Below are 26,928 nucleotides of genomic sequence, written 5' to 3'. Positions count from 1 at the left end.
TCTGCTGACCTGCGGTAGCCCAGGCTGCCGCAGGCCAAGGACAACGTATGGATTACCCGCAAATACTCTCCCCGATCCACAACTTCCTGCAATGTAAAACGCCTCAGGCCTGGCTTGATAAAGCGCGAGACCCGGCGAATCTGCCGCTGTTACTGACCGATCACCTCGTCTGCGAACTGAAAGCGGCGCAAACGGCAATGCTGCTGGTGCGTAAGTATGCCGCGGATAAACAGGGATCGCAGGCGCTGCTGGACTGGCTAAAACCCTATGAAGCCTTTGCTTTCAGGGAAGGGGATGAGCCGGATTTTATCGCACTGAATAAACAGATAAGCAAAAGCGTTATGCCGCAAACCGACGACCCGTGGGGACGAAAGCTTATCGACAGCATGGTGTTGCTGATCAAAGAAGAGCTGCATCACTTCTCGCAGGTACGCGAGGCGATGACGATCCGCAATATCCCTTACATCAAAATTACCGCCAGTCGTTACGCCAAAGGTATGCTCAAAGAGGTTCGCACCCACGAGCCGCTGACGCTGATCGACAAGCTGATTTGCGGAGCGTATATCGAAGCCCGTTCCTGTGAACGGTTTGCCGCGCTGGCGCCGTATCTGGAGGCGGATTTGCAGGCGTTTTACCTGTCGCTGCTGCGATCCGAGGCTCGGCACTATCAGGATTATCTGGCGCTGGCGCAGCAGGTTTCTGCTGACGATATCAGCGACCGGGTGCAGTTTTTTGGCGAAGTCGAAGCCGCGCTGATTACCTCTCCTGACGACGAGTTCCGCTTTCACAGCGGCATACCGGCTTGATTCCTTCTGTGACGCGCGCTGTTCAATCATCGCGCGTTTTACCTCTTCTCCCTTTCCGCTAGCAAAATCTGGTGGCTGGAAATCGCCCGCCGCTGCCGTAATAATCAAAACACACGAAGGGGGAAATATATCTCCTTACTCGAGATTGTTTTGCATAAGGATGGTTAATGAACTGGGCTCACGTATTGTTAGCAGGCTATATCGGGGTGGTGATTGCCATCGTCGTTGGCATGTTCCGTAAAAAAGGGTGGCTGGGCAAGATCTCTGGCGCGGTGGTCTTTGTGGTGGCGATTATTGCGTGGAATCTGTTTGATGTGCACTACCTGATCCCACGTGAAAACCCGGATTATGGTCTGACCGAAGAGCAGCAGTTTGAAAAGGCGATGCTCTCTAATCCGGCGTTTCAGGTGATTAAGGAACAGGAGCCTGCGCTGACGCAAAAAATAATCAGCCAGGCAGCGCAGATGAAAAAAGCAGGGAGCAGTGAACAGCAGGTTATCGACGCGATACAGCCGCAGATTCTTCAGTTGCAAATGGCACGATTGCAGCAAGCTCCTGATGCCAATGTCATTGAATATATGAAAATTAATCTTGAGCAGATTGCCGCCGTGGCCAAAATAGGTGATGACGAATGCTTCCGCTTCCTGTTTCCGGCGGTAAAAGGTGGGATTAACCCGGCACGTCTTGTTCCGCGTGAGATCATGGATCGTCGTATGGCGAGTGACATGAGCATGATGTACGCCTCTCACGGACCGAAAAAACATACGGTTACGGCAGAGGAAAAGCAACTGGCGCTTCAGGACCTGCAAAGCATCAGCCCTGGCCTGGTACAGCGCTATGGACCGGATATTCAAATCATGGCCGATCCGACTAAAGCTGTCGGCAAAGAGAATATTGCCTGTGAGATAGTGCAGGATCTCTGGTCACAGGTGTTGAAGCTGCCGACCGCGCGTTCGGCCGGCGTGATTCGTCTGATGCTTTCAGCTGAGATGCAGTAAGGTTAATATGGCCCCTCTGCGTAAGGTCAGAGGGGCTTTAACATCCGCACTTCACAATCCACGTGCCCGGTACAGCCCAGCGCTTCGCTGATGTGCTCAAAGCCTAAATGTTCATACAGGCGAATAGCCTCAGTCAGAAACGCGGTCGTTTCCAGATAGCACTGCTTAAAACCCTGCTCACGGGCGTGATCCAGCGCCATCAGCGCCAGCTTTTTCGCCAGCCCCTGGCCGCGTACGCTCGACAGGAAATACATCTTCTGCAGCTCGCAAATGTCCGGCTCGCTACAGCCTAACGGCGCGACGCCGCCGCCGCCCACCACCTGACCATTCTGCTCAACGACCCAATAGGCTGCGCCCGGCTGGCTGTAAACCTGGAACAGTTCATCCAGATTTGGGTCGGCCACGGTATAGCCTTTATCAGCGGTAAGCCCGTATTCGGCGGAAACCTGGCGGATAACGCGGGCGATGGCGGCGTTATCGTCGGCGGTAAGACGACGCAGCGTCGCAAAGACAGGGGTAGTAACACTCATAGCGAACTCATGACAGAAACGTGGAACATATGCAGTTAATAACACTGCGGGGAGGGGAAGTGCAAGCGATGATAATTCAATAAAAAGCCTCTGATGCACACGCTCAGAGGCTTTTTATTCGTCAGTGGTGTCGGATGCGCTACGCTTATCCGACCTACGTTGACGCTGCCCGTTGGCCGGATAAGCGCAGCGCCATCCGGCAAATATACGGGCACGATGATTACAGCGCGGCGATAACCGCCTGCTGCTCAATCAGCTTCGCTTTGGCTTCCGCGTAACCGTCCAGCTTCTCACGCTCTTTGGCGATCACCGCTTCCGGCGCACGAGCGACGAAACCTTCGTTGGAAAGTTTGCCTTCGATACGGGCAATCTCACCTTCGATTTTCGCCACTTCTTTCGCCAGACGCGCCAGCTCATCTTCTTTGTTGATGAGGCCAGCCATCGGGATCAGCAGTTCGGCGCCGTCGATGATTTTGGTCACGGAAACCGGACCTTTGTCATCGGCAGGCAGCACGGTGATGCTTTCCAGACGCGCCAGGTTCAGCAGGAAGCTACGGTTGTCGTTTACACGACGCATCGCGTCAGCGCTGCAACCACGCAGCAGCAGCTCCAGCGGTTTGCCCGGCGCGATGTTCATTTCCGCACGGATATTACGTACGGCGACGATCGCCTGCTTCAGCCATTCGGTATCGGCCAACGCGGCTTCATCAACCTGCGCGGCGTTATATTCCGGGAACGGCTGCAGCATGATGGTGTCAGCGGTAATACCGCAAATGACCTTCACGCGCTGCCAGATGGTTTCGGTGATGAACGGGATGATCGGATGCGCCAGGCGCAGCAGACCTTCCAGCACGGTGACCAGCGTATTGCGGGTGCCGCGCAGTTCAGACTCGGAACCTCCGGTCATCACCGGTTTGGTCAGCTCCAGATACCAGTCGCAGAACTGGTTCCAGGTGAACTCGTACAGAATGCCCGCGGCGATGTCGAAGCGGAAGTTATCCAGCGCTTCGCGGTACGCTTTAACGGTCTGGTTGAATTCAGCCAGGATCCAGCGGTCTGCCAGCGACAGGGTCATTTCGCCGCCGTTGAAGCCGCAATCCTGACCTTCAGTGTTCATCAGCACAAAGCGGCTGGCGTTCCACAGCTTGTTACAGAAGTTACGGTAACCTTCCAGGCGCTTCATATCCCAGTTGATGTCGCGGCCGGTCGAGGCCAGCGCCGCCAGGGTAAAGCGCAGGGCGTCGGTGCCGTGCGGCTCAATGCCGTTCGGGAACTGCTTCTCGGTACGTTTGGCAATCTTCTCAGCCAGCTGCGGCTGCATCATGTTGCCGGTACGTTTTTCCAGCAGTTCCGGCAGAGAGATGCCGTCGACCATATCCAGCGGGTCAATGACGTTACCCTTGGATTTGGACATCTTCTGGCCTTCGTCGTCACGGATCAGACCGGTCATGTAGACGGTATGGAACGGCACCTGCGGCTTGCCGTTTTCATCTTTGATGAAGTGCATGGTCATCATGATCATGCGGGCAATCCAGAAGAAGATGATGTCGAAGCCGGAGACCATCACGCTGGTTGGGTGGAACTGACGCAGCGCGTCGGTGTTTTCCGGCCAGCCGAGGGTGGAGAAAGTCCACAGCGCGGAGGAGAACCAGGTGTCGAGAACGTCTTCGTCCTGACGAAGCGCAACGTCGGCGCCGAGGTTGTTTTCCTGGCGGACTTCGTCTTCGGTACGGCCTACATAAACGTTGCCGTCGTTGTCGTACCATGCCGGGATACGGTGACCCCACCACAGCTGACGAGAGATACACCAGTCCTGAATATCACGCATCCAGGAGAAGTACATGTTTTCGTACTGCTTCGGCACGAACTGAATGCTACCGTTTTCAACGGCTTCAACCGCTGGTTTCGCCAGCACGTCGGCACGGACGTACCACTGGTCGGTCAGCATCGGTTCGATAACCACGCCGCCACGGTCGCCGTAAGGAACGGTCAGGTCGTGCGGTTTAATTTCTTCCAGCAGGCCCAGCGCGTCAACGGCTGCGACGATGGCTTTACGGGCAGCAAAGCGTTCCAGCTTCTGGAATTCAGCCGGAATCGCGTTGGAGTAAACGTCGGACTCTTCGCCTTTGGTGTCGTACACTTCCGCAGTTTCACGGATGTCGCCGTCAAAGGTCAGAATGTTGATCATCGGCAGGCCGTGACGTTTCCCGACTTCGTAGTCATTAAAGTCGTGCGCCGGGGTGATCTTCACGCAGCCGGTGCCTTTTTCCATGTCGGCGTGTTCGTCGCCCACGATCGGAATACGGCGGTCAACCAGCGGCAGGACAACGAATTTACCGATCAGATCTTTGTAGCGCGGATCTTCCGGGTTAACGGCCACGCCGGTATCCCCGAGAATGGTTTCCGGACGGGTGGTAGCGACGACCAGGTAATCTTTACCGTCTGCGGTCTTCACGCCGTCGGCCAGCGGATAGCGGATGTGCCACATCGAGCCTTTGGACTCGCGGTTTTCCACTTCCAGGTCAGAGATGGCGGTGCGCAGTTTCGGATCCCAGTTCACCAGGCGTTTGCCACGGTAAATCAGGTCTTCTTTGTACAGGCGAACAAAGACTTCTTTCACGGCATTGGAAAGACCTTCGTCCATGGTGAAGCGCTCGCGCTCCCAGTCAACGGAGTTGCCGAGACGGCGCATCTGACGGGTAATGGTGCCGCCAGATTCCGCTTTCCACTGCCAGATTTTGTCGATAAACGCTTCGCGACCGTAGTCGTGACGAGTTTTACCTTCTTCAGCGGCAATCTTACGCTCAACCACCATCTGGGTCGCGATACCCGCGTGGTCGGTACCGGCCTGCCACAGGGTGTTTTTGCCCTGCATGCGCTGGTAGCGGATCATCGTGTCCATGATGGTTTGCTGGAAAGCATGACCCATATGCAAACTGCCGGTGACGTTCGGCGGCGGGATCATGATGCAGAAGGACTCTTTGCTTTCATCGCCGTTAGGTTTGAAATAGCCCTGCTTTTCCCAGTGCTCGTAAAGCGGCTGTTCGATATCTTGTGGGTTATATGTCTTTTCCATTATTTCCAGGTTGCCGTATTCAGGTTAAAACCAGCCACGCGGTATGCTTTGTAGCGATCGCGTGCCGATTGTTTCAAAGAATCTTCGTAAGGGACGAAGTCTATCACTTCTGTGAAAGCGGTGGCAAAATCTGCAAAGCCAACGCGCAAACTGATCAGCAGGTCGCGCGGGCTGCTGTTGCGTTTTTCCGGCCAGGCAATCTCTACCGGCGAGCCGCCTCTGGGACCTTCACCCGCCAGATTATGCGGCACGAAGCTTTCTGCCGGTCTTGCCCACAGGGCTTCATCAAGGCGAAAGGCCTGCTTTTCGTTTTCGCAGGCGATCAGCACACGCTTGCCAGCACGCCAACGTTCTGCGGCAATTTCACACACCAGTTGCTCGACGGCGCTTAAGCCATCAACGGTAGTGTCATTATCCAGAAGATAGAACGTCGCATTCTTCATATATGGGGCTTCTTGTGGTGGATTTAAATACAAGGCCGGGTGACCCGGCCTTTTCGCCTGATGGCGACGCTCGCGCGTCTTATCAGGCCTACAGCTTACTGCTTTGTAGGCCGGATAAGCGTAGCGCCATCCGGCATTTACACATTACTCGTCGCCGTTAAATCCGGCGCGATTGAGCAGGAACTGCGACAGCAGCGCTACCGGACGACCGGTGGCGCCTTTGGCTTTACCGGAACGCCATGCGGTACCCGCGATGTCCAGGTGCGCCCAGTTATATTTACGGGTAAAGCGCGACAGGAAGCAGCCCGCGGTGATAGCGCCGCCAGGACGGCCGCCGATGTTGGCCATATCCGCAAAGTTGGACTCCAGTTGTTCCTGGAATTCATCACCCAACGGCAGGCGCCACGCGCGGTCGCCCGCCTGCTCGGAAGCACCGATCAGCTCGTGCGCCAGCGGATTGTGGTTCGACATCAGGCCGGTGATGTGATGACCCAATGCAATCACGCACGCGCCGGTCAGCGTTGCCACATCAATGACCGCTTCCGGTTCAAAACGCTCGACGTAGGTTAACACGTCGCACAGTACCAGACGGCCTTCAGCATCGGTGTTCAGTACTTCAACGGTTTGACCAGACATGGTCGTCAGCACATCGCCTGGGCGATACGCGCGGCCGCCCGGCATGTTTTCGCAGCCCGCCAGTACGCCGACGACGTTGATTGGCAACTGTAGCTCCGCCACCATGCGCATCACGCCGTAAACCGCTGCCGCGCCGCACATGTCGTATTTCATCTCATCCATACCTTCGGCAGGTTTGATGGAGATACCGCCGGAGTCAAAGGTTAACCCTTTACCCACCAACACGATCGGGCGTACGTCTTCGGATTCGACACCTTTATACTCAATCACCGACATCAGCGATTCATTTTGCGAACCATTGCCGACCGCAAGATAGGAGTGCATGCCCAGCTCTTTCATCTGCTGCTCACCGATGACGCGAGTGACAACATTTTTGCTATAGCTGTCAGCCAACTGACGCGCCTGAGAAGCCAGGTAGGCGGCGTTACAGATATTCGGCGGCATATTGCCGAGATCTTTTGCCGCTTTGATCCCGGCGGCAATCGCCAGGCCGTGCTGAATGGCACGTTCACCGCTGGTCAGTTCGCGGCGGGTCGGTACGTTGAAGACCATTTTACGCAGCGGACGACGTGGTTCGCTTTTGTTAGTCTTCAACTGATCAAAGCTGTACAGCGTTTCCTGGGCCGTCTCAACGGCCTGACGTACTTTCCAGTAGTTATTGCGGCCTTTGACGTGCAGCTCAGTCAGGAAACAGACGGCTTCCATCGAGCCTGTATCATTCAGGGTATTTATAGTTTTCTGAATGACCTGCTTATACTGACGTTCATCAAGCTCACGCTCTTTACCACAACCGATGAGGAGAATTCGCTCCGACAGGACATTAGGAACATGGTGTAGCAACAGGGTTTGACCCGGTTTGCCTTCCAGTTCGCCACGACGCAGCAGCGCGCTGATGTACCCGTCGCTGATCTTGTCGAGCTGCTCTGCAATCGGAGAGAGGCGGCGTGGTTCAAAGACGCCCACAACGATGCAGGCACTCCGCTGTTTCTCCGGGCTACCGCTTTTTACACTGAACTCCATGCACTACGCTCCTGAATCTTAAAGACAACGGCGGTGGCTACGGATAGAATTGCAAGCTTTCGTAACTCATTCCCGCTGTTGCGGTGACTTCGTGTTAATCTTAACGTTATTACGGCATTGGCACGTCAGAACAATTTCTGAGAGGTGGATCCGTTGAGTATAATGATCTTAGCGACGATTTCGACGACTCAAGAGAATAAATGACGTTTAAGCCATGAAACAAGCTAAATTCCGGCAAAAGACGGGTTTTTACGGGCGTATTTAAAGTGATAATCATAAGATATCTGGTTCGGGAAACGCTCAAAAGCCAACTTGCGATCCTTTTCATCCTGCTTTTGATCTTCTTTTGTCAAAAGTTAGTCAGGATCCTTGGTGCGGCGGTTGACGGTGATATCCCGGCGAATCTGGTGCTCTCGCTGCTGGGGCTGGGCGTGCCAGAAATGGCGCAACTTATCTTGCCCTTAAGCCTGTTCCTCGGGCTGCTGATGACGCTGGGCAAACTGTATACCGAAAGTGAAATTACGGTCATGCACGCCTGTGGGCTGAGCAAGGCTGTGCTCGTGAAAGCGGCGATGGTGCTGGCGTTGTTTACCAGTATTATTGCGGCGGTTAACGTGATGTGGGCCGGACCATGGTCCTCCAGGCATCAGGACGAAGTGCTGGCGGAAGCGAAAGCTAACCCCGGCATGGCTGCGCTTGCTCAGGGGCAATTCCAGCAGGCGACTAACGGCGGTTCGGTGCTGTTTATCGAAAGCGTTGACGGCAGCAACTTCAAAGATGTGTTCCTCGCGCAAATCCGCCCGAAAGGTAATGCCCGTCCTTCGGTGGTGGTGGCTGATTCCGGACATCTTACCCAGATGCGCGATGGCTCCCAGGTCGTGACGCTGAACCAGGGCACGCGCTTTGAAGGGACTGCGCTGCTGCGTGATTTCCGCATCACTGACTTCCAGGATTATCAGGCGATTATTGGCCATCAGGCTGTGGCGCTGGATCCAAACGATACCGACCAGATGGATATGCGTACGCTGTGGACGACCGACAACGATCGTGCTCGCGCGGAGCTGACCTGGCGTATCACGTTAGTATTCACCGTATTTATGATGGCGCTGATGGTCGTACCGCTGAGCGTGGTGAACCCGCGTCAGGGGCGCGTACTGTCGATGCTGCCCGCCATGCTGCTCTATTTGCTGTTCTTCCTGGTCCAGACATCCCTGAAGTCGAACGGCGGCAAAGGTAAGCTGGATCCGGTGTTCTGGATGTGGACGGTTAACCTGGCGTATCTGGCGCTGGCGATTGTACTTAACCTCTGGGATACGGTGCCTATGCGCCGCTTGCGTGCCCGTTTTATGCGTAAAGGAGCGGTATAATGCAGCCCTTTGGTGTACTTGACCGCTATATCGGTAAAACCATTTTCACCACCATCATGATGACGTTGTTCATGCTGGTGTCGCTCTCCGGGATCATCAAGTTCGTCGACCAGCTGAAAAAAGCCGGGCAGGGGAGCTACGATGCGATGGGCGCCGGGCTGTATACCCTGCTCAGCGCACCAAAAGATATCCAGATTTTCTTCCCGATGGCGGCGCTGCTCGGCGCGTTGTTGGGGCTGGGCATGTTGGCCCAGCGTAGTGAACTGGTGGTAATGCAGGCTTCCGGATTTACCCGTATGCAGGTGGCGCTGTCGGTAATGAAAACCGCGATTCCGCTGGTGCTGTTGACGATGGCCATCGGTGAATGGGTGGCGCCGCAGGGCGAACAGATGGCGCGTAACTATCGTGCCCAGCAGATGTACGGTGGCTCGCTGCTCTCTACGCAGCAGGGATTGTGGGCGAAAGATGGTGACAGCTTTGTCTACATCGAGCGGGTGAAAGGCGACGCCGAGTTAGGCGGAATTAGTATTTACTCCTTTAATGATAAACGTCGTTTGCAGTCCGTTCGCTATGCCGCGAGCGCGACGTTTGACCCGGAGCAGAAGGTGTGGCGTCTGTCGCAGGTGGATGAATCTAACCTGACCGATCCAAAGCAAATCACTGGTTCGCAGATGGTGAGCGGGACCTGGAAAACCAACCTTACGCCGGACAAGCTCGGCGTCGTCGCGCTGGATCCTGATGCGCTCTCGATTAGCGGTCTGCATAACTACGTGAAGTATCTGAAGTCGAGCGGCCAGGACGCCGGACGTTACCAGCTCAATATGTGGAGCAAAGTCTTCCAGCCGTTGTCAGTGGCGGTCATGATGCTGATGGCACTGTCGTTTATCTTTGGCCCGCTGCGTAGCGTCCCGATGGGCGTGCGCGTGGTGACAGGGATTAGCTTCGGTTTTGTGTTCTATGTGCTGGACCAAATCTTTGGCCCATTAACGCTGGTGTACGGCATTCCGCCGATTATCGGCGCGTTGCTGCCTAGCGCCAGCTTCTTCCTGATAAGCCTGTGGTTGATGCTGCGTAAGTCGTAATATCCGCCCCTCCCGTAGTGCGGGAGGGGCATTTCACTGCTAGCGTTTTCTGCCGCCCATCAAACTTCCCAACATGCCGCGAATTATCTGATTAGTGACCTGTCGCGCCGCGCTTTTCGCCACGCTCTGTACTACGCCATCGCGCTTACCGCCGCGTGGTCCGGTGCTGCCAAACAGAATATCTTTCAACCCCCCGAGAATACCGCCATCCACGTCGATCGCTTTACCGTTGGCGGGAGGCGTATTTTGCTGCTCGGTGCTGGCCTGTACGCCTTGCTGTAAACGCTCATAGGCGGACTCACGGTCGACCTCTTCCTCATATTTTCCATACAATGAGGAGTGATTAATCAGCCCGTTGCGCTCGTCGTCGGTTACCGGTCCCATGCGCGAGCACGGCGCAATTACCATCGCCCGTTCCACTACGGAGGGGCTACCTTTGGCATCGAGGAAGGAAATTAGCGCTTCGCCGGTACCCAACTCCTGAATGGCTTTTTCAGTATCAAATGCCGGATTGGCGCGCATAGTTTGCGCCGCGGTTTTCACCGCTTTCTGATCTTTCGGCGTGAAGGCGCGCAGGGCATGTTGCACGCGGTTTCCCAACTGCCCGAGTACGTTGTCCGGAATATCGGAAGGGTTTTGTGAAACGAACCACACGCCGACCCCTTTCGAGCGGATCAGGCGGATCACCTGTTCAATTTTATCCAGCAGCACCTGCGGGGCGTCATTGAACAACAGATGGGCTTCGTCGAAGAAGAACACCAGTTTTGGCTTCTCCAGATCGCCGGCTTCCGGCAGTTGTTCATACAGTTCGGAGAGCATCCACAGCAGGCTGGCGGCGTACAGTTTGGGCATCTGGTACAGCTTCTCGGCGCTGAGGATGTTGATTACCCCTTTACCGCTGGCGTCAGTGCGCATCCAGTCTTTGATATCCAGCATCGGCTCGCCAAAGAAGTGCGCCGCTCCCTGTTGTTCCAGCGACAGCAGTCCGCGCTGGATAGCGCCCACCGAGGCGCTGCTGATGTTGCCGTACTGGTTCTGGAACGATTTAGCGTTATCGCCGATGTACTGCGTAATGGCCCGCAGATCTTTGAAATCGAGCAGCAACAGACCCTGGTCATCGGCAATACGGAAGATAATATCCAGCACGCCGGACTGCACATCGTTGAGATTCAGCAGACGCGCCAGCAGCAGCGGCCCGAGGTCAGAGACCGTGGCCCGCACCGGGTGGCCTTTTTCGCCGAAGATATCCCACACCGTGACCGGATTCGCATGCGGTTGCCAGTCGGTAATGCCGATGTTTTTCAGGCGGGCGAGCAGCTTTTCAGAGGCTTGTCCTTCCTGCGCTACGCCGGTTAAGTCACCTTTTACGTCGGCCATAAATACCGGCACGCCAATCTCAGACAGCGATTCGGCCAGTTTCTGTAGCGTGACGGTTTTACCGGTCCCGGTCGCGCCGGTAATCAGCCCGTGACGGTTGGCCATGCCTGGGAGTAAAAACAGTTCGGTGTCCGGCGTGCGGGCGATTAGCAGGGGTGCGCTCATTGAGATTTCCTCCATTTATCCTGCCTGGAGTATAGGCAATATGAATGAAAGAAAGTATGAGCAAGGGAGATAAAAAATCTTAAAGCGTATGGCCGTGATAAATCTGATACCCCAAATCCACGGTGTTGTGGTTATGGTCGTTGTTCTTGATTTTGCTCAGCAACATTTGCGCCGCCATACGGCCAATGTCGAAACGCGGGGTGATCACGCTGGCGAGGCTGGGGATCATCTGCCGCCCCATTTCCAGTCCGTGAAAACCAGCAATCGAGATCTGTTCCGGAACGGCCAGCTCGCGTTCGCGGCACAGCAGCAGCGCGCCCATCGCAATATCGTCGTTGGTGCAAAAGACGCCGTCTAAATCCGGATGCGCGGCGAGCGCGTCCCGCATCATCTGGGTGCCGAGATGAATGGAAGAAATAGAACGCGGATTAACGCGCAGTGGCGACAGACCCCGCCGCGTCATGGCATCGCAATAACCGCGATAGCGCTGTTCATCGCGCACGTCGTCTTTCGAACCCAGATAGAGGATTTTGCGGCGCGGGCGTTTATCCAGCATGGTGCTGACCATATCAAACGCCGCCTGACGGTTATCAAAGCCCACCTCCATGTCCAGACGGTCACCCTGAATATCCATCAGCTCGACCACCGGAATATTGGCTGAACGCAGAAATTTAACCGTGCGCAGAGTGTGATATTTCTCGGACAGAATAATGCCGTCGATATTGTACGACAGCAGGTTGATCACCGACTCTTCCTCGGATTCCCGGTCATAATTGTAGTTGGCGATCAGCGTCTGATAGTTATGGTCCGAGGTGACCGACTCAATACCGGCCAGAATGTCAGCGAACAGCTGGTTTTGAAACGAGGGGATCAGCACGCCGAGCGTATAGCTTTGCGCATTCAGCAGCATCGCGGGCGCGCGGTTGGGGATGTAATTAATCTCCTCCATAATCTGCGCAATGCGTTCACCGGTTTCCTTTGCGACCTTTTTCGGCGAGCGAATGTAGCGGCTCACCGTCATTTTGGTCACGCCCGCCAGTGTGGCGATATCTTGCAAAGAAATTCTGTGGTTCCTCATTTTCTCTCCCGTGCCGGGGAGCGCTGACCTGTGCTCCCCGGTGATGACCGTCTTAATGCAGGATGGCGTTCAGCGCCAGTACGCCCAGCAGACCCATAATGGAAATCAGTGTCTCCATCACCGTCCAGGTACGCAATGTTTCCCCAACGCTGAGATTAAAATAGCCTTTAAACAGCCAGAATCCCGGATCGTTAACGTGGGAGGCAATCACGCTGCCCGCGCCGGTAGCCAGCACCATCAGCGCCGGGTCGGCATGCGTGACGTTAATAATCGGCAGCACCACGCCTGCGGTGGTGATCGCCGCCACGGTCGCAGAACCGAGCGCGATGCGCAGCAACGCGGCGACCGTCCAGCACATCAGCAGCGGAGAGAGCGACGTGCCGGTCATCAGGTGCGAGATATACTGCCCCACGCCGCTGTCGACCAGTACCTGCTTAAACGCACCGCCCCCGGCGATGATGAACACAATCATCGCGATTGCGCCGATAGAGTCGCCAATGATATCCATAATTTGCTCGATCGTCCGTCCGTTACGTCGACCAAGGGTAAAAATGGCCAGCACGATGGCGATAAACAAGGCGACCGCAGGGTTGCCGATAAACTCAAAGAATACCCGCACGCTGTTGGACTTCGGCAGCGTAATTTCACATACCGCCGCCACCGCCATCAGTATGACCGGGATAACCGCCGCAAAGATACTGTTCCAGAACGACGGCATCTCTTCTTCGGTGAACAGATGCGGGTTGAATAACCCTTCCGGCGGCGCTTTCTCAAAGCGGGTCAGCAGTTTAGAAAACAGCGGCCCGGCGACAATTACCGTCGGGATGGTAATAATAAAACCGTACAGCAGGGTGGTGCCGAGATTGGCCTCGAAAATGGTGGCAATCGCGGTGGGGCCCGGATGCGGCGGCAGGAAACAGTGGGTTACGGACAGCGCCGCCACCATCGGCACGCCGACATACAGCAGCGGCAGACCGGAAGAGGCCACCACCGTAAATACCAGCGGCAGCAGCAGAACAAAGCCGACTTCGAAGAACATCGCCAGACCGACGACCAGACCGGTGATCACCAGCGCCCACTGCACACGTTTCTTACCGAACGTGTCAATCAGCGTGGTGGCGATGCGCTGGGCTGCGCCGGTATCGGAGATCAGCTTGCCGAGCATCGCGCCAAACCCGAGGATCATCGCCAGCCCGCCGAGCGTACCGCCGATCCCATTTTGTATAGAGTGCAGAACGGCCTGAGCATCCATCCCTTCGGCAAAACCGACGACCGCCGCCACCAGGACCAGCGCAATAAAGCCGTTAACTTTAAAGCCAATCATCAGGACCAGAAGCAGCGCGACGCCTGCCGCAATTATTATTAATGGCATAATCGTTTCTCTTATATCCCCGTCATACTTCAAGTTGCAGGTGTGTTGGCTGCGCTCACTCACCCGAATCACTTACTCAAGTAAGCTCATCGGGTTCATTCACTTGCCGCGTTACTCGACCTGCGGCCTCGCCCCTTCGGGGCCAGCGCAAGCGCTGTTCAAAATGCTTTTGGCATTTTGTCCTGCAACTCGAATGATTTCGGGTGGGTGCCAAAATGCAGCGCCTGGGCGCTGCGTGATGTTGCGTTGTGTTGTATCAGACGGCGACCAGCATGCCGCCATCGACGAACAACAGGTGCCCGTTAACAAAATCGGATGCTTTGGAAGAGAGGAATACCGCCGCGCCGATCAGCTCCTGCGGATCGCCCCAGCGCGCGGCTGGCGTACGTTTGCACAGCCAGGAGGTAAAGGCTTCATCCTCGACCAACGCTTTAGTCATCTCGGTTTTGAAGTAGCCCGGCGCGATACCGTTGACCTGGATATTGTGGCGCGCCAGCTCAACACACATTCCGCGGGTGAGCATTTTCACCGCGCCTTTGGAGGCGGCGTACGGCGTAATGGTGTCGCGGCCCAGTTCGCTCTGCATCGAGCAGATGTTGATGACCTTCCCGGCCTGGCGTTCCACCATGCGGCGAGTGACCGCCTGCGAGACCAGGAACACCGCCGTCTGGTTAACGGCAATCACATCGTTCCAGTCCTGTTCCGGGAACTCGGTAAAGGGATGGCGGCGCTGGATACCGGCGTTATTCACCAGCACATCAATTTGGCCAATGTCTTTTTCGATATGCTCGATGGCGGCATCAATGTCCTGTTTCTGCGTAACATTAAATGGCGCGGCAACGGCGCGGATCCCTTCCTGCTGCAGTTTGGCGACGGCTGCCTCCGCGCGCTCTGGCGTAATATCATTGACGATAATCTGCGCGCCGTATTTACCCAGGCCGGTCGCCAGTAAATAACCAATACCCTGAGCCGAACCGGTGATCAGAATGTTTTTGCCGTCCAGTGAAAAAAGATCGTTCATCATGTTATTCCTTATTTTGTTTCTGCAAAAACGAGCTGGACCTTTGCCGCCTGGGTTTTGTCCCCGGCGAAGATCAGCGCTTGTTCAAGCTCGGTAAATGGATATTCGGCGCTGAGTAACGGCAGCGGATCGATAACGTTATTCGCCAGCCACGACACCGCGGTGTTGAACTCGGTGGTAAAGCGGAACGAACCTTTGAGCGCGATCTCTTTGCCGATCAGCATCATCATCGGGAAGTCCGGCACCGCGCCGCCCATGCCGACCTGCACCATCACGCCTTTTGCGCGGGTTACTTCCAGACAGGTGGTGATTGAGGACGGATGACCGGAGACTTCGAAGCTAACGTCGAAGTAGCCTTTCTCTTTTTTCCACTCCTCGAGCGAGTCCTGCTGCGGGTTAATCAGCGTGTCGGCCCCCATCTGCTGGGCCAGCGACAGCGAACGCGGGCTGATATCAGCACAGACAATCTCTGCCGCGCCGAGCGTTTTTACCGCGCTGACGATCAGGCAGCCGATAGGACCGACGCCGGAGATAAACACGCGCTTGCCCTGCAGGTCGCCCGCTTCATGCGCGGCGTGGATCGCGACCGCTAACGGTTCGGCAAAGGCCATGACTTTTTCATCGGCCTCTTGGGGGTAGGGGATACACTGCGCGGTATCGACGGTTTTAAACCGGGTAAAACCGCCGTCGACATGGGGAAAATACATGGCGCTACCAAAAAAGCGCATTTCCGTGCACTGGTTTTCTTCGTGCTGCAAACAGTATTTACAGTGGCCGCACGGCTTCGACGGATTAATCGCCACTGACTGACCTTCATGTAATTCTTTGGAGTCGCTGTGCACCACTTTACCAATAACTTCATGGCCTAAAATCATCGGCGCTTTAACAGTGAAATTACCGACTTTCCCTTCCTGATAATAATGTAAATCGGAACCGCAAATACCACCGCGGGTAATTTTTACTAATGTTCCTTTATTATCCCATTCAATATTTTGGTCGGTAATGGCAACAGTTTTCTTACCCGCGACAACGCAGGATTGGGTTTTGACTTGCATAAATGCCTCACTGGTCAGGTAGTAACCTCGACAGCATTTAAGCGGTTTTAATTATTATTATTTGTGAAGTAAGTCACGCTGGAAAATTGTTACACTACAATGTTACGCATAACGTGATGCGCCTTGTAAATCTGTGCGGTCGCGCCGAAAAAAGATGAATTCTGCAATGTGCAAGGCGTAGTATCGCGTCATGGAATATAAATCTGGAGTTTTTTGATGGCCGGGGAAAGTTATATTTTGATGGGCGTTTCGGGGAGCGGTAAATCTTTAATTGGTAGCAAAATTGCCGCTGTATTATCGGCTAAATTCATTGATGGCGACGATCTTCATCCAGCCAAAAATATTGATAAAATGTCTGAGGGTATTCCATTAACCGATGAGGACAGACTTCCCTGGTTAGCGCGATTAAATGATGCCTCATACAGTTTATATAAAAAGAATGAGACCGGATTTATTGTCTGCTCATCATTAAAAAAACAGTACCGCGATATATTGCGGCAGGGCAGCCCGAATGTGCATTTTCTGTGGCTGGATGGTGATTACGAGACCATTCTGGCGCGCATGCAGCGTCGGGCAGGGCATTTTATGCCGGTGGGCTTGTTAAAAAGCCAGTTCGACGCGCTGGAGTGTCCGCAGGAAGATGAACGCGATATTGCCCGCATCGATGTGAACCATGACATCGAGCATGTGACGGAACAGTGCCGCCAGGCGGTGCTTGCGTTTCGTAGCGGGCAATAGGCCCAGCCCCTTGCGGGACTGAGCCCTGCATCAGAAGTCGGCTTTCAGCACCACGCGGTAGCGGGCTTTGCCGTCGCGCACGTGCTGGATAGCGTCGTTAATTTGCGACATCGGGTACAGTTCGGTGGTCGGCGATACCTTGCTGCGCCCGGCAAACTTCATCAGTTTACGCAGCTCGAAGGGCGTACCGGTCGCCGAACCGGAGATGCTACGATCGCCGGCAATTAAGGTAAATGCTGGCACCGGCAGCGGTTTCAGCACCGCGCCGACGGTATGGAAGTTACCGCCGTAGGCCAGCGCTTCAAAATAGGGCTGCCAGTCGAGGTCGACGTTAACCGTGTTAATGATGAGATCGAACTGGCCCGCCAGCGCTTTTAGCGCATCCGGATCGCGGCTGTTGACCACCTTATCCGCTCCCATCGCCAGTACCTCCTGCTCTTTCGCCGGATTGGAGCTGAACGCGGTCACCTCGCAGCCCATCGCGTGTAACAGCTTAATGGCGATATGCCCCAGGCCGCCGATGCCGATCACCCCGACGCGGCTGGTGGCAGTGATGTGGTGCATCAGTAGCGGTTTGAACACCGTGATACCGCCGCACAGCAATGGGCCAGCCGCCGCCAGGTCGATGCTATCCGGCAGCGGGATCACCCACTGCCAGTCGGCCCGCAGCTTCTCGGCAAAGCCACCGCGATTGAGAATCGTGGGAACGGAACCTTGCAGGCAGTTAATCTGATTACCGCTGATACAGGCGTCGCAATGCCCGCAGCTGCGCGCCGTCCAGCCAACGCCGACGCGCTGGCCAACTTTCAGACCCTTATCCTGCGCCGCGCTGCCTAGCGCCGCCACGCGACCAATCACCTCATGCCCGGCAACCAGCGGATACTGAGAGAACCCCCATTCGTTGTCGATCATCGACAAATCGGAATGGCAGATACCGCAGTAATCGACCTGTACCTCGACATCTTCCGGCTTAAGCTCGCCCGCATCATATTCATAGAGTTCGAGTTCGCTGCCCGCCGATTTTGCGGCGTAGCTTTTTATCATCGACATCGTGTTTCCCTCAGTGTGGTGTTGAATTGGAAGTGTAGAGCATGGGGAAACGGGACGCTTCGCAGAACGGGGGCTTAAGGAGGTTATTGCGGGGACTAAACCGTGATGTTGATTGCAGCTCCGAAAGGTAATGCTGAAATTTTCAACACTTAGCGGGCCATACGCACGCTGACGCTTGCATGGTGGCGCATGACAGGTATAATCCACAACGTTTTCCGCATCCCTTCCGTGCCGGAGTGGCGAAATCGGTAGACGCAGTTGATTCAAAATCAACCGTAGAAATACGTGCCGGTTCGAGTCCGGCCTTCGGCACCAAAAGCATGTAAATGGACCTCAACTGAGGTCTTTTTTTATGTCTAAAATCCAGTATTTATCTACCTTTCCCGCTATATTAACTCTCTCAAGGTCAACCGACATCAACGTACATCTACCAACAGATGTTGGTATAGATGATGGTATTTCCGGTTCGATAATGCTTGTACCAACAGGGAGGGGATAAGCATGGCTCTAACAGATATCAAAGTCAGAACAGCCAAGCCAACGGATAAGCAATATAAGCTGACCGATGGCAGCGGTATGCACCTTCTTGTCCATCCAAATGGTTCTAAGTACTGGCGTTTGCAGTACCGTTATGACGGCAAGCAAAAGATGTTGGCACTTGGGGTTTACCCTGAAATCACACTGGCGGATGCCAGAGCACGTCGTGACGAAGCGCGTAAGCTACTAGCGAATGGCGTCGATCCGGGAGACAAAAAGAAAAATGATAAGGTTGAACAGAGTAAAGCACGAACCTTTAAAGAGGTAGCGATCGAGTGGCATGGCACCAATAAAAAGTGGTCTGAAGATCACGCCCATCGCGTGCTAAAAAGCCTGGAAGATAATCTTTTTGCAGCGCTTGGTGAGCGTAATATCGCTGAGTTAAAAACTCGTGATTTATTAGCGCCCATTAAAGCCGTAGAGATGTCTGGACGTCTTGAGGTTGCTGCTCGTCTTCAACAGCGCACTACGGCCATCATGCGGTATGCGGTGCAAAGTGGGTTAATTGATTATAACCCGGCACAAGAGATGGCTGGGGCGGTTGCTTCCGGTAATCGACAACATCGTCCGGCGCTGGAATTAAAGCGCATCTCTGAGTTGCTTGAGAAAATAGACAACTATACCGGCAGGCCGCTAACCCGCTGGGCAACAGAACTTACCCTGCTTATCTTTATTCGATCCAGTGAGCTGCGTTTTGCTCGCTGGTCAGAAATCGATTTTGAAACGTCAATGTGGACCATCCCACCTGAGCGAGAGCCCATTCCTGATGTGAAACATTCTCAGCGAGGTTCAAAGATGCGTACACCGCATTTGGTGCCGCTTTCAAAGCAGGCGCTGGCGATCCTGAAGCAGATAAAACAGTTCTGTGGCGAACATGAGTTGATCTTTATTGGCGATCATGATCCGCGTAAGCCAATGAGTGAGAACACCGTAAACAGTGCGCTCCGGGTGATGGGCTATGACACTAAAGTTGAGGTTTGCGGTCACGGCTTTCGCACAATGGCCTGTAGTTCGTTAATTGAGTCAGGACTATGGTCGAAGGATGCGGTGGAAAGGCAGATGAGCCATATGGAACGCAATTCGGTGAGGGCGGCGTATATCCATAAAGCGGAACACCTGGATGAGCGCAAGCTGATGTTGCAGTGGTGGGCGGATTTTCTGGATGCCAATCGAGGGAAAGGGATTACGCCGTTTGACTATGCGAAGATCAACCGGGGTAATGGCGAGTGAGTTGAATGCCTTTATTTCTCGGTTGATGTTTAAATTAAAATGACCAACCAGCCCTTTAGGACTGGTTGGTCGCTGTATTTTTTACCGTTGTTATCAGAATTCCATCTGCCAGGTACAGAGTCGCCAGACAAAAAGGACGTCTGCAATAATGCCTTGAATGTACATAAAGTTGCGAGCATCATCGCAAATATGTGCTCATGGATTCTTCAACGTAATGACCTCTGACAAAACCCTGAAGCAAGCGATATCAAATATCACCATTTGGCGCAAAGGCGAACAGCGTGCGCCACATAAGCCATTATTGCTGCTGCATGTCCTTTCACGCTATCGGCAGGGTCATGAGCGCCTGTTTAACTATAGTTCTGAAATCTACGAGCCCCTGTTGGATCTTCTGGAACGTTATGGACCGCACCGCCGTGACCAGCGCCCGGACATGCCGTTCTGGCGTCTGAAGGGCGATGGCTTCTGGGAACTACAAAACGCGGAACTGTGCTCAACCAATGGTAGCCGCCAGCCGCCCCGTCGTGAACTCACCGAATATAATGTCGCGGGTGGATTTGATGCCGACAATTTTGCGTTGGTGGCAAAAAATCACAGGTTAATTGATACGCTGGCGCAGCAGCTCCTGGAGGCACATTTCCCGGCCAGTATTCAGGAAGACATCGCTGACGAAATGGGTTTTGATATTCGCACCTCTCTCCGTCAACGCGATCCGAAATTCCGCCAGATGGTGCTACGTGCTTACAATTATCAGTGCGCTATATGCGGCTTTAACATGCGCCACGACAATGCGCCGATTGCTCTGGAAGCTGCCCATATCAGATGGAAGCAGCACCATGGCCCTTGTGAAGTACCTAACGGCCTGGCGTTGTGCGCAATCCATCATAAAGCGTTTGATCGTGGTTCGATTGGTTTGGATGAAAATATGCGTGTGAATGTTTCCGACGCGGTAAATGGTGGTGGGGTGGTACAGCGACTGTTCTGGGATTTTGCGGGAAAGGCGATTGCGTTGCCACCTGTTAAAGAAAATTATCCGGGAGAGAAGTTTGTGGAATGGCACAGGAAAGAGGTGTTCAGAGGAGAGCATTGATTTGAGGTAGGGCAGATATTTTGCGAGTGGCATACAAACCATTCAGTCTTAATGACTAAATGGTTTGTCAGCGATAATCACGATGCTTCACGTTCTGCAAGTTCGGAGTTACTGGCATAAGGGACTTTTCCAGAAGGTACAACCTTTGCCGCTGCGATCAAATGCACATCCTGATCGTCAAAGAAAATGTGTGGCTTAAACGCCTTCAGGACTTTTGTTTTCTCTACACCACCCAGAAAAAAAGCCTCATCGACGTATACTCCCCAGCTTCTGAGCGTTTTAATGACGCGCATTTCTGATGGGCTGTTTCTGGCCGTCACTAGTGCAATACGGACGGGAGAATACTCAACGCGGGTTGGCAGTCGTTCCTGAAGCTTGGCTATTTTTTTTAACAGAGTGGCATATGGCCCTTCTTCCATAGGAATATCCTGCTGCGCGTCTTCCTGAGCATGAAAGGCAGCCATCCCTTGTGTTTTATATACTAACTCGCTTTGATCGGAAAAAAGTACCGCGTCGCCGTCAAAAGCAATGCGCACTTGCCCCTCCGGGATATCGGAGGCGTCGGAAGGCGGATCTTTCAGGATTGCAGCAGCGCAGAATCGGGAATCAATCACCTTTTGCGCATCTTCAACGTTAGTTGTTAAAAATAGATCCACATCAAATGCATCAAGGTAATCGGCAACGGTTTCGCCTGCCGTAAAGGCAGAACGCGTGATATCGAGCCTGTCATGGCGGATAGTATTCAAAACGCGGATACCCGTATCAGGGCTGTTACGCGACATCACAACAACCTCAACCAACGGCGATTTATCATCCGGCTGGCGGTACCGGTTCAGACCCAGCAACGCTTTGACTAAGGGGTAGCCTGTTCCGGGCTGTAAAGGCTGGTTTTCGTGTTCGAGCATGTAGGCGCGGTACTTCTCAATGGCACTATCAGGATCGGTCGCATAGGTTTCCCGAAACATACGATCGGATTCGCTCATGTCGAAAAGCGCAGTTGCGCTGATGCCAATAACTAAAGTGTTACTTAAATCTAAAGGCATGGTTACTTTCCTAAACAATTATCGTGTAAGGGCAGTATATATCTTCAGCAGCAATGATGAGCAGGTTTCTTGGATGCAAACCGGGAGAAAAGGGTTACGCTGTTTTACTACGAAAAAATCAACCGTGGTAATGACATTTGAATTGTTTGCCATATCCGTTTAATTAAAGTTAATCGGCTAGCCTTAATGGGATGGCTGGTTGGTAATTTTTCCCAATGGTATTATCACCAAGAGCAATACATTCACTGATTTTATCGGTAAGAGCGATCCGCGAATTCTTTCAATAGTTTGTTAATTAATAACGTTACTGAGCTCTACGCTCAATCAGTCATGGATGCTATTGTATAACCGGTTGAGTACAAAACACTGTTGCCGCTAGTGAATCCCCACAGTAGATTCAGATGTATCATCTAACGTAAACTCCAAGGGTACAGGAGAAAGTACCCCTTTTTCTTTATTCATTTCAACACCAAGATTAACCTTGCAATTGAAAGTTTGCCACTATTTTATTTAAGTATCATTCTTTATTGCCTTCAATTTTTTGATATAATTGAACGTTGAAAAAAACACTTTCCAACACAAGATGGCACATCTTATTAATGTACGCACAATAAAGCCAAGTATTTTTAAAAGGATAAATTTAACTCTATGTTTTTCAGTTATGCCACGATTCTCTACATTACCTATTTTTGTCATTACATTGGCAATTTTCCCACCAATAAAAAAAGACATAGCAATAAACCACATCCATCTATAATGAGGGGCATTTTTACTTAAGGATAAACGAGCTTGTTCTTTTAATAAAACTTGGCGGTACCTTAATAATGATGTAGTTACACACTCATTGGCGACAGCGAAACGGTCTGACATGCCTGTTTTATATTTTCCCTCTTGAATGGCATTGCAGTAAGCTGGGGGTGGTGTCTGGCACCATCGAGAAGGTGATGGCAATTGTGTTATTGTTTTGGAAAGAGGTTTATTTGGGCATAGTTTTTTATTGAAGTCTTGAAATTCTTGTCTGATTTTATCTGGAGATACTTGATTACTATAGTACTCAGGAATTCGGTAGAAGGTGTCAAGATTTTCAGGTATTACATATTCAATAACAGATGATTTTGTACTAGCAATATTTTCTAGCGTTTCTTGAATGTACGATGCCCACTGACAAGATGACATTTCGGTAAGCCCGTTATTGTCACACATGCGGCTGTAGTCTTTCACCTGAAAAAGAAGGTATTTGGCTGCATCATTAATATCCGTAATTGTTTTCTCATATGCGGTTTTACCGACTGCTACCTCTCTGTCTGATACCCAGAAAATACCGTTACCAACTGCTGTCAGTATTAGGAAAATATCTGTCCACTGTCTGAATTTCTCTCCTGTAGCAAAAATATCACTAATGATTACTGCCAAAATCCAACCGCACAATAGCCCTATGAGGCTAAGACTTCCGAGTCCAGCTGCGTTACCTGTTGCACCTGCACCTCCTATTTCATAGGTCAATGGCAACCACTGGATAGCAGGAAGAAGGTGACAGAGCGATAATAGGCCAGGGGTTATAAGAAGAACAAAACAAATGATGAGTCCCTTTTTTCTGGCAAGTATCCATGAGCTCAAGAAAATAAAGGGTAATAATAAAATAAAGAGCTCAAGAAAACATCCTCCTAAGACTACAGCAACTTTATTGGGAGACCAGTAACTGCTCAAAAGAGCACCCTGTGCGTTCATTTCCACAAAGTTGGTACTAATCACACCCATCCCATCCAGTGTTTGCAATAAAGCGTATCCAGCGCTATAGCAAAGCATTATGTAAGGATAAAAGAATAGGATCATAATTTACTCTCTTTTCTTGCTTTTTCCATCATTTTTATAGCATATTCAATTCGTTGTTTAATATTACTAAAGTCGAAAATTGTCAATTTTTCGCCCTATTTAGAACCAATAACAACTAAATCTGCCATCGTTGTTTTCTTGATAAATAAGGCCGTACTGCCAAGTAACTTAAGGCCTTCTTCATTAATTTTGCTTACTCTAAGTCCTGGTTGAACAATAACAACTTGGAATTTAAGAGGTGTGATTCTGGAGCGCTCTTTCATAGCAGCAAGGTCTTTTATAGTGCCTTTCAGAAAGCGAGAATGACCACGCGATCGCCACTGTTCCTCGCGACGCTTAATGTGATGGTATAAATAGGAAAGATTCAGGTGTTTCCAACGAATGCATCTCTGCGCCTGCCCACATACTTCGTAAAGATCTTTAAGTCTTGCTCCAGCTTCTTCTGAGCCTGAATACTTGCAATGGATTAAAGAGAGAACAATACAGTCATCAACTATTCTCAACCCCACTAAATCTGCTGACTCACCTTTACCATCATCATTAATAATGACATCGTAATTATCTTTAATTTCACTGTACCAACGCCATTGGATGGATGATGGATCACGAGTATAGCCCATTGATTCCACTCGAACATCAGTTCCCTTCCAATCAAAAGCTACAATTTCGTCTTTGTCATAAAGGCCAATATTTTGGCTTACATGGACTATATGAGCGTTGTATGAAAATGAGCCATCGGAGTAATGAATCATTACTGGATCAATTTCCATATACTCTGATAGTGATACAGGTTCAGATTCACCACGCTGTACAAAAACGTCAGGGCCAGATATCAACTGATAGGCATAACCTTTCGCTGTAGCACTTCCCGTGAGACATAATTTATATTCAGATGACGTTTCATCTGTAGAGAAAATGAGTCGCACATTACCATCTTCAAATTTTCCAGCAGTCCTGACCTCTACTAAATATAAATGAGCAGATACAGTATCAAAATGAAAAATAACTTTATCTTCGAACGCAGTAAGCAAATACTCACCCCATTGAGCTGATATTGGATATTCATTATAGGGTTCAAGTAATGGGACAGGACGCAAAAAGTTACGCGTAAGATTGTTTGGATCCGGTTCAGAACTAAAGATCTTGTCCCAGGCTTTCTTAACCCAGTTGCACCAATCAGCAATGCTGCCACCTTTTTGTGGTGACCAGACTTTACCTCTGCGTTGCGAGCATCCCCAGATTACACGGTTTCCGGATTCATAACCTAATGCAGCAATATTGCTTAAGCTTGATTGAGACGCTTCAATTAGTGATAGCCCCTCAGTGACATTTGGGCCAAAATATTGAGTAAAGCTGATTGCCCCAATTTGAGATGCGCCTAAATTTCTTGCCAAAGGATATTCAATACCATTAAATACATTAAAGACTTTTTCACCACTGACAACTTCAAATTTATTATCACAAATAGTACTGACTAGATTCTCAACTCGAAATGCTTTATAGTCATTTGAGAATACAAACAAGGCGGATCTGTCTTGATCCCAATGAGCAATTAGAATTTTATAATTGGTATCTTTAAGATCTTTGTAGCTTCCCCACCGGACTGAAGTTGCCTGGACAGCTAGCACAACAAGCAAATTCTCATCTTCTGCTATTGCATGCCAGGATTCATCGAATCTGGGCAGTTTTTCCTTGTATCTTTCAGGCTCCCAATTGTCACAGTATGTTTGAAATAACATGACTGAACAACTTGGCTCAAGATTCCATAGAGAAATCTGATCGTGTAAATCACCTTTCCTTTTTAAGGCATCCACGACCTCTTGTAACCTAATCTCTCTAGCAATTCGCCCTTCAGAGAGTCGCCTTAATACATTATCCCAATCGGCATCTGTTGAATATAGATGCTGTAATTCACCTTCAACATTCGGGTCTGCAATATTCATGACTACACTGGCTTGACCAATTTTCTGTGCTTTATTGACACGAGTAAAGCGGCCAATGAACTGCAAAGTTACGGCAAGAGACTTATGATGATCATGCAAAGCGGCAATTTTCAGGTTGGGTAGATCATATCCTTCTCCCAACATGTCTACGCAAATAACGATTCTTGAATGTCTTGATAATAATTTATTAAGACGTTTTTTTATTTCCGTTTTAGGATAATCAGAATGAACAACAATTGGATTAAAGTTTGGTGCAATTTTCTGATAAATAGTAAGTATTTCTTCTGCTCGCTGCTTATTGCTAGTACGCGCCATGAGCAAATGGTCAAGGTCATTATTTAAGTCTATACGTAGTTGACCTACAGCTGTATCCGCGATTGCATGATCCATAAGGTCAGAGTAATACTCCTCTACAGGCAGCAAATTTACATTTGTAAAATAGCCTGCTCGTTGGGCTTCCCCCATCGTATAGTTATAGATAATTTTTCCACCAAGGGACTTTTTATCATTCCTAAAGGGAGTAGCTGTAAACTGCACTACACGTTTGTCTGTGAATCGTTCGCGAATTGTCTGCCATGATGAGGCTGAGATATGATGGGCCTCATCAACAAAAAGATGGCTACACGACTCGCAAAGTGCATTTAATGCTGCTTCGGAGCAGGCAGACAAAACGTTGGTCGTAGCAACCAAGACGTTTGATTCACAAACTAATTGCTTAGCTTCTTCCGCTACCTGAATTCCCTTCTTAATAATAGCGACATTAGGGAGGGCAATGTTAGGCGGAACGACTGTTAGCTCTGGCAAATATCCCAACTCAATGAATTTTTTTGATATTTGTGTTCGGAGAGAGTCAGATGGAACTATGAGCAAAATTCGCTCGCATCGCTGGTATATCATGGTAGCCAGCATTGTTTCCGTTTTTCCCGTTCCAGTGGGCAGTACGACGGTAGCAGGTTCTACCTGCAAATCAGTAGCGAAATAGCCTGCAATTGCATGAAGTGCACCCAGTTGGGGTTTTCTGAGACCTGGAGAACGGTGCTCTGGGTCGTCCTCTCTAAACTGAAATTGATGATACCATTGTTCATTAATCTCATTAGGCGAAGTGCTAAATACCTGCTCTGGAAATTGCTCCCAGCTTAACTCAGTATCTTCTCGCCATTTTTCGAATGTAAATGGTTCCTTCGCTTTAAGGGAAGCTACACCATCTGCGCATTTCCCCCTGGAATTTGGATCTTTCAGATAGATATAGTCTAGAGGGGGCTTTAGACCCGTAACAAGTTCAAAATATCCTTGGAAACGTGCATTTCTGACTTGAGCCGATACTGTTGTTGATCGGCAAAGTAATTTATGAACATAATTCCCACCCACTTTTCTTAAAGGGGCAGCTTTCGCGGGCAAGGTAAATTTAATTGTTAACAGGTCAAATAAGTCCATATGT

At 51.3% G+C, this 26,928-nt stretch carries 21 protein-coding genes and 1 tRNA gene; 9 read left to right on the top strand and 13 right to left on the bottom strand.

Features of this window, described 5'->3' with window-relative positions:
* Positions 1 to 47: 47 nt before the first annotated feature.
* Both miaE and AC534G_RS22035 read left to right on the top strand, forming a co-directional pair.
* Entirely contained in the window at positions 48 to 806 is a 759-nt protein-coding gene (gene miaE / locus AC534G_RS22040; RefSeq protein ID WP_038636766.1) for a tRNA isopentenyl-2-thiomethyl-A-37 hydroxylase MiaE, read from the top strand.
* 167 nt (positions 807 to 973) lie between these two features.
* Positions 974 to 1,804, top strand: coding sequence for a topoisomerase II (locus tag AC534G_RS22035; RefSeq protein ID WP_110496135.1), 831 nt, complete (start codon positions 974 to 976; stop codon positions 1,802 to 1,804).
* Positions 1,805 to 1,830: 26 nt separating this feature from the next.
* On the opposite strand, the gene AC534G_RS22030 is transcribed toward AC534G_RS22035, so the two are convergent.
* From AC534G_RS22030 to pepA, 4 genes are all read right to left on the bottom strand, one after another.
* Complete coding sequence (locus tag AC534G_RS22030) at positions 1,831 to 2,334, bottom strand: GNAT family N-acetyltransferase (protein ID WP_038636772.1); 504 nt, start codon at positions 2,332 to 2,334, stop codon at positions 1,831 to 1,833.
* A 220-nt stretch (positions 2,335 to 2,554) separates the two neighbouring features.
* The gene (locus AC534G_RS22025) at positions 2,555 to 5,410 is read right to left on the bottom strand and encodes a valine--tRNA ligase (protein WP_038636776.1); all 2,856 of its coding nucleotides are present in this window, start codon (positions 5,408 to 5,410) and stop codon (positions 2,555 to 2,557) included.
* Positions 5,410 to 5,853, bottom strand: a complete 444-nt coding sequence (gene holC / locus AC534G_RS22020; RefSeq protein WP_038636780.1) for a DNA polymerase III subunit chi — start codon at positions 5,851 to 5,853, stop codon at positions 5,410 to 5,412. The genes AC534G_RS22025 and holC overlap by 1 nt, the downstream gene beginning before the upstream one ends.
* 144 nt (positions 5,854 to 5,997) lie before the next feature.
* Positions 5,998 to 7,509 carry a leucyl aminopeptidase gene (pepA, locus tag AC534G_RS22015; RefSeq protein WP_038636783.1) on the bottom strand — a complete coding sequence of 504 codons (1,512 nt, stop codon included), beginning with the start codon at positions 7,507 to 7,509 and terminating at the stop codon, positions 5,998 to 6,000.
* A 153-nt stretch (positions 7,510 to 7,662) separates the two neighbouring features.
* Here pepA and AC534G_RS22010 point away from each other — a divergent pair, with 153 nt between their 5' ends.
* The 3 genes from AC534G_RS22010 to lptG all read left to right on the top strand — a co-directional run bounded on the left by AC534G_RS22010 (position 7,663) and on the right by lptG (position 9,958).
* Positions 7,663 to 7,713 (top strand): hypothetical protein, encoded by a 51-nt coding sequence (locus AC534G_RS22010; RefSeq protein ID WP_212723231.1) that lies wholly within the window; start codon positions 7,663 to 7,665, stop codon positions 7,711 to 7,713.
* A gap of 62 nt (positions 7,714 to 7,775) precedes the next feature.
* Positions 7,776 to 8,876, top strand: a complete 1,101-nt coding sequence (gene lptF / locus AC534G_RS22005) for an LPS export ABC transporter permease LptF (protein ID WP_038636786.1) — start codon at positions 7,776 to 7,778, stop codon at positions 8,874 to 8,876.
* A complete protein-coding gene (lptG, locus tag AC534G_RS22000; protein WP_038636788.1) occupies positions 8,876 to 9,958 on the top strand; it encodes an LPS export ABC transporter permease LptG in 1,083 nt (360 codons plus the stop codon). Before lptF ends, lptG begins: the two co-directional genes overlap by 1 nt.
* A 39-nt stretch (positions 9,959 to 9,997) precedes the next feature.
* On the opposite strand, the gene AC534G_RS21995 is transcribed toward lptG, so the two are convergent.
* From AC534G_RS21995 to idnD, 5 genes are all read right to left on the bottom strand, one after another.
* Positions 9,998 to 11,500 (bottom strand): helicase HerA-like C-terminal domain-containing protein, encoded by a 1,503-nt coding sequence (locus tag AC534G_RS21995; protein ID WP_085048488.1) that lies wholly within the window; start codon positions 11,498 to 11,500, stop codon positions 9,998 to 10,000.
* A gap of 79 nt (positions 11,501 to 11,579) precedes the next feature.
* Positions 11,580 to 12,578, bottom strand: coding sequence for a DNA-binding transcriptional regulator IdnR (gene idnR / locus AC534G_RS21990; RefSeq protein ID WP_038636791.1), 999 nt, complete (start codon positions 12,576 to 12,578; stop codon positions 11,580 to 11,582).
* A gap of 52 nt (positions 12,579 to 12,630) precedes the next feature.
* Positions 12,631 to 13,950 (bottom strand): gnt-II system L-idonate transporter, encoded by a 1,320-nt coding sequence (idnT, locus tag AC534G_RS21985; RefSeq protein WP_038636794.1) that lies wholly within the window; start codon positions 13,948 to 13,950, stop codon positions 12,631 to 12,633.
* Between the two features lie 256 nt (positions 13,951 to 14,206).
* Positions 14,207 to 14,971 carry a gluconate 5-dehydrogenase gene (gene idnO / locus AC534G_RS21980; protein WP_038636797.1) on the bottom strand — a complete coding sequence of 255 codons (765 nt, stop codon included), beginning with the start codon at positions 14,969 to 14,971 and terminating at the stop codon, positions 14,207 to 14,209.
* Between the two features lie 11 nt (positions 14,972 to 14,982).
* Positions 14,983 to 16,026 carry an L-idonate 5-dehydrogenase gene (idnD, locus tag AC534G_RS21975; protein ID WP_038636800.1) on the bottom strand — a complete coding sequence of 348 codons (1,044 nt, stop codon included), beginning with the start codon at positions 16,024 to 16,026 and terminating at the stop codon, positions 14,983 to 14,985.
* A gap of 216 nt (positions 16,027 to 16,242) precedes the next feature.
* On the opposite strand from idnD, the gene idnK reads away from it, so the two are divergent.
* A complete protein-coding gene (gene idnK / locus AC534G_RS21970) occupies positions 16,243 to 16,764 on the top strand; it encodes a gluconokinase (RefSeq protein ID WP_110496134.1) in 522 nt (173 codons plus the stop codon).
* A gap of 30 nt (positions 16,765 to 16,794) precedes the next feature.
* Here idnK and ahr read toward each other — a convergent pair whose 3' ends face one another.
* Positions 16,795 to 17,814, bottom strand: coding sequence for an NADPH-dependent aldehyde reductase Ahr (gene ahr, locus AC534G_RS21965; RefSeq protein ID WP_110496133.1), 1,020 nt, complete (start codon positions 17,812 to 17,814; stop codon positions 16,795 to 16,797).
* A 230-nt stretch (positions 17,815 to 18,044) separates the two neighbouring features.
* Here ahr and AC534G_RS21960 point away from each other — a divergent pair.
* The 3 genes from AC534G_RS21960 (at position 18,045) to AC534G_RS21950 (ending at position 20,671) form a co-directional block, all read left to right on the top strand.
* A tRNA-Leu gene (locus tag AC534G_RS21960) sits at positions 18,045 to 18,129 on the top strand.
* Between the two features lie 186 nt (positions 18,130 to 18,315).
* The gene (locus AC534G_RS21955; RefSeq protein WP_019724876.1) at positions 18,316 to 19,581 is read left to right on the top strand and encodes a tyrosine-type recombinase/integrase; all 1,266 of its coding nucleotides are present in this window, start codon (positions 18,316 to 18,318) and stop codon (positions 19,579 to 19,581) included.
* 214 nt (positions 19,582 to 19,795) lie between these two features.
* Positions 19,796 to 20,671 (top strand): phosphorothioated DNA-binding restriction endonuclease, encoded by an 876-nt coding sequence (locus AC534G_RS21950; protein ID WP_040173629.1) that lies wholly within the window; start codon positions 19,796 to 19,798, stop codon positions 20,669 to 20,671.
* Positions 20,672 to 20,748: 77 nt separating this feature from the next.
* Here the strand turns inward: AC534G_RS21950 and AC534G_RS21945 are convergent, their stop codons facing one another.
* From AC534G_RS21945 to AC534G_RS21935, 3 genes are all read right to left on the bottom strand, one after another.
* Positions 20,749 to 21,714 carry a 5'-nucleotidase gene (locus AC534G_RS21945; protein WP_040173626.1) on the bottom strand — a complete coding sequence of 322 codons (966 nt, stop codon included), beginning with the start codon at positions 21,712 to 21,714 and terminating at the stop codon, positions 20,749 to 20,751.
* A gap of 510 nt (positions 21,715 to 22,224) precedes the next feature.
* On the bottom strand, positions 22,225 to 23,490 hold the full coding sequence (locus AC534G_RS21940; protein WP_223369728.1) for a hypothetical protein: 1,266 nt from the start codon (positions 23,488 to 23,490) through the stop codon (positions 22,225 to 22,227).
* A gap of 152 nt (positions 23,491 to 23,642) precedes the next feature.
* Positions 23,643 to 26,924, bottom strand: coding sequence for a DEAD/DEAH box helicase (locus AC534G_RS21935; protein WP_240726113.1), 3,282 nt, complete (start codon positions 26,922 to 26,924; stop codon positions 23,643 to 23,645).
* Positions 26,925 to 26,928 lie beyond the last annotated feature (4 nt).

The organism is Citrobacter sp. CRE-46, from assembly GCF_059615875.1.
Note: the sequence above shows the minus strand (reverse complement) of the source record. Positions and strands in the feature narration are given on the sequence as shown.

What these genes read in the sequence shown, in the direction of transcription:
- miaE (WP_038636766.1), top strand. Translation starts at nt 48, where the DNA reads ATGGATTACCCGCAAATACTCTCCCCGATCCACAACTTCCTGCAATGT.
- AC534G_RS22035 (WP_110496135.1), top strand. Translation starts at nt 974, where the DNA reads ATGAACTGGGCTCACGTATTGTTAGCAGGCTATATCGGGGTGGTGATT.
- AC534G_RS22030 (WP_038636772.1), bottom strand. Translation starts at nt 2,334, where the DNA reads ATGAGTGTTACTACCCCTGTCTTTGCGACGCTGCGTCGTCTTACCGCC.
- AC534G_RS22025 (WP_038636776.1), bottom strand. Translation starts at nt 5,410, where the DNA reads ATGGAAAAGACATATAACCCACAAGATATCGAACAGCCGCTTTACGAG.
- holC (WP_038636780.1), bottom strand. Translation starts at nt 5,853, where the DNA reads ATGAAGAATGCGACGTTCTATCTTCTGGATAATGACACTACCGTTGAT.
- pepA (WP_038636783.1), bottom strand. Translation starts at nt 7,509, where the DNA reads ATGGAGTTCAGTGTAAAAAGCGGTAGCCCGGAGAAACAGCGGAGTGCC.
- lptG (WP_038636788.1), top strand. Translation starts at nt 8,876, where the DNA reads ATGCAGCCCTTTGGTGTACTTGACCGCTATATCGGTAAAACCATTTTC.
- AC534G_RS21995 (WP_085048488.1), bottom strand. Translation starts at nt 11,500, where the DNA reads ATGAGCGCACCCCTGCTAATCGCCCGCACGCCGGACACCGAACTGTTT.
- idnR (WP_038636791.1), bottom strand. Translation starts at nt 12,578, where the DNA reads ATGAGGAACCACAGAATTTCTTTGCAAGATATCGCCACACTGGCGGGC.
- idnT (WP_038636794.1), bottom strand. Translation starts at nt 13,950, where the DNA reads ATGCCATTAATAATAATTGCGGCAGGCGTCGCGCTGCTTCTGGTCCTG.
- idnO (WP_038636797.1), bottom strand. Translation starts at nt 14,971, where the DNA reads ATGAACGATCTTTTTTCACTGGACGGCAAAAACATTCTGATCACCGGT.
- idnD (WP_038636800.1), bottom strand. Translation starts at nt 16,026, where the DNA reads ATGCAAGTCAAAACCCAATCCTGCGTTGTCGCGGGTAAGAAAACTGTT.
- idnK (WP_110496134.1), top strand. Translation starts at nt 16,243, where the DNA reads ATGGCCGGGGAAAGTTATATTTTGATGGGCGTTTCGGGGAGCGGTAAA.
- ahr (WP_110496133.1), bottom strand. Translation starts at nt 17,814, where the DNA reads ATGTCGATGATAAAAAGCTACGCCGCAAAATCGGCGGGCAGCGAACTC.
- AC534G_RS21955 (WP_019724876.1), top strand. Translation starts at nt 18,316, where the DNA reads ATGGCTCTAACAGATATCAAAGTCAGAACAGCCAAGCCAACGGATAAG.
- AC534G_RS21950 (WP_040173629.1), top strand. Translation starts at nt 19,796, where the DNA reads ATGACCTCTGACAAAACCCTGAAGCAAGCGATATCAAATATCACCATT.
- AC534G_RS21945 (WP_040173626.1), bottom strand. Translation starts at nt 21,714, where the DNA reads ATGCCTTTAGATTTAAGTAACACTTTAGTTATTGGCATCAGCGCAACT.
- AC534G_RS21935 (WP_240726113.1), bottom strand. Translation starts at nt 26,924, where the DNA reads ATGGACTTATTTGACCTGTTAACAATTAAATTTACCTTGCCCGCGAAA.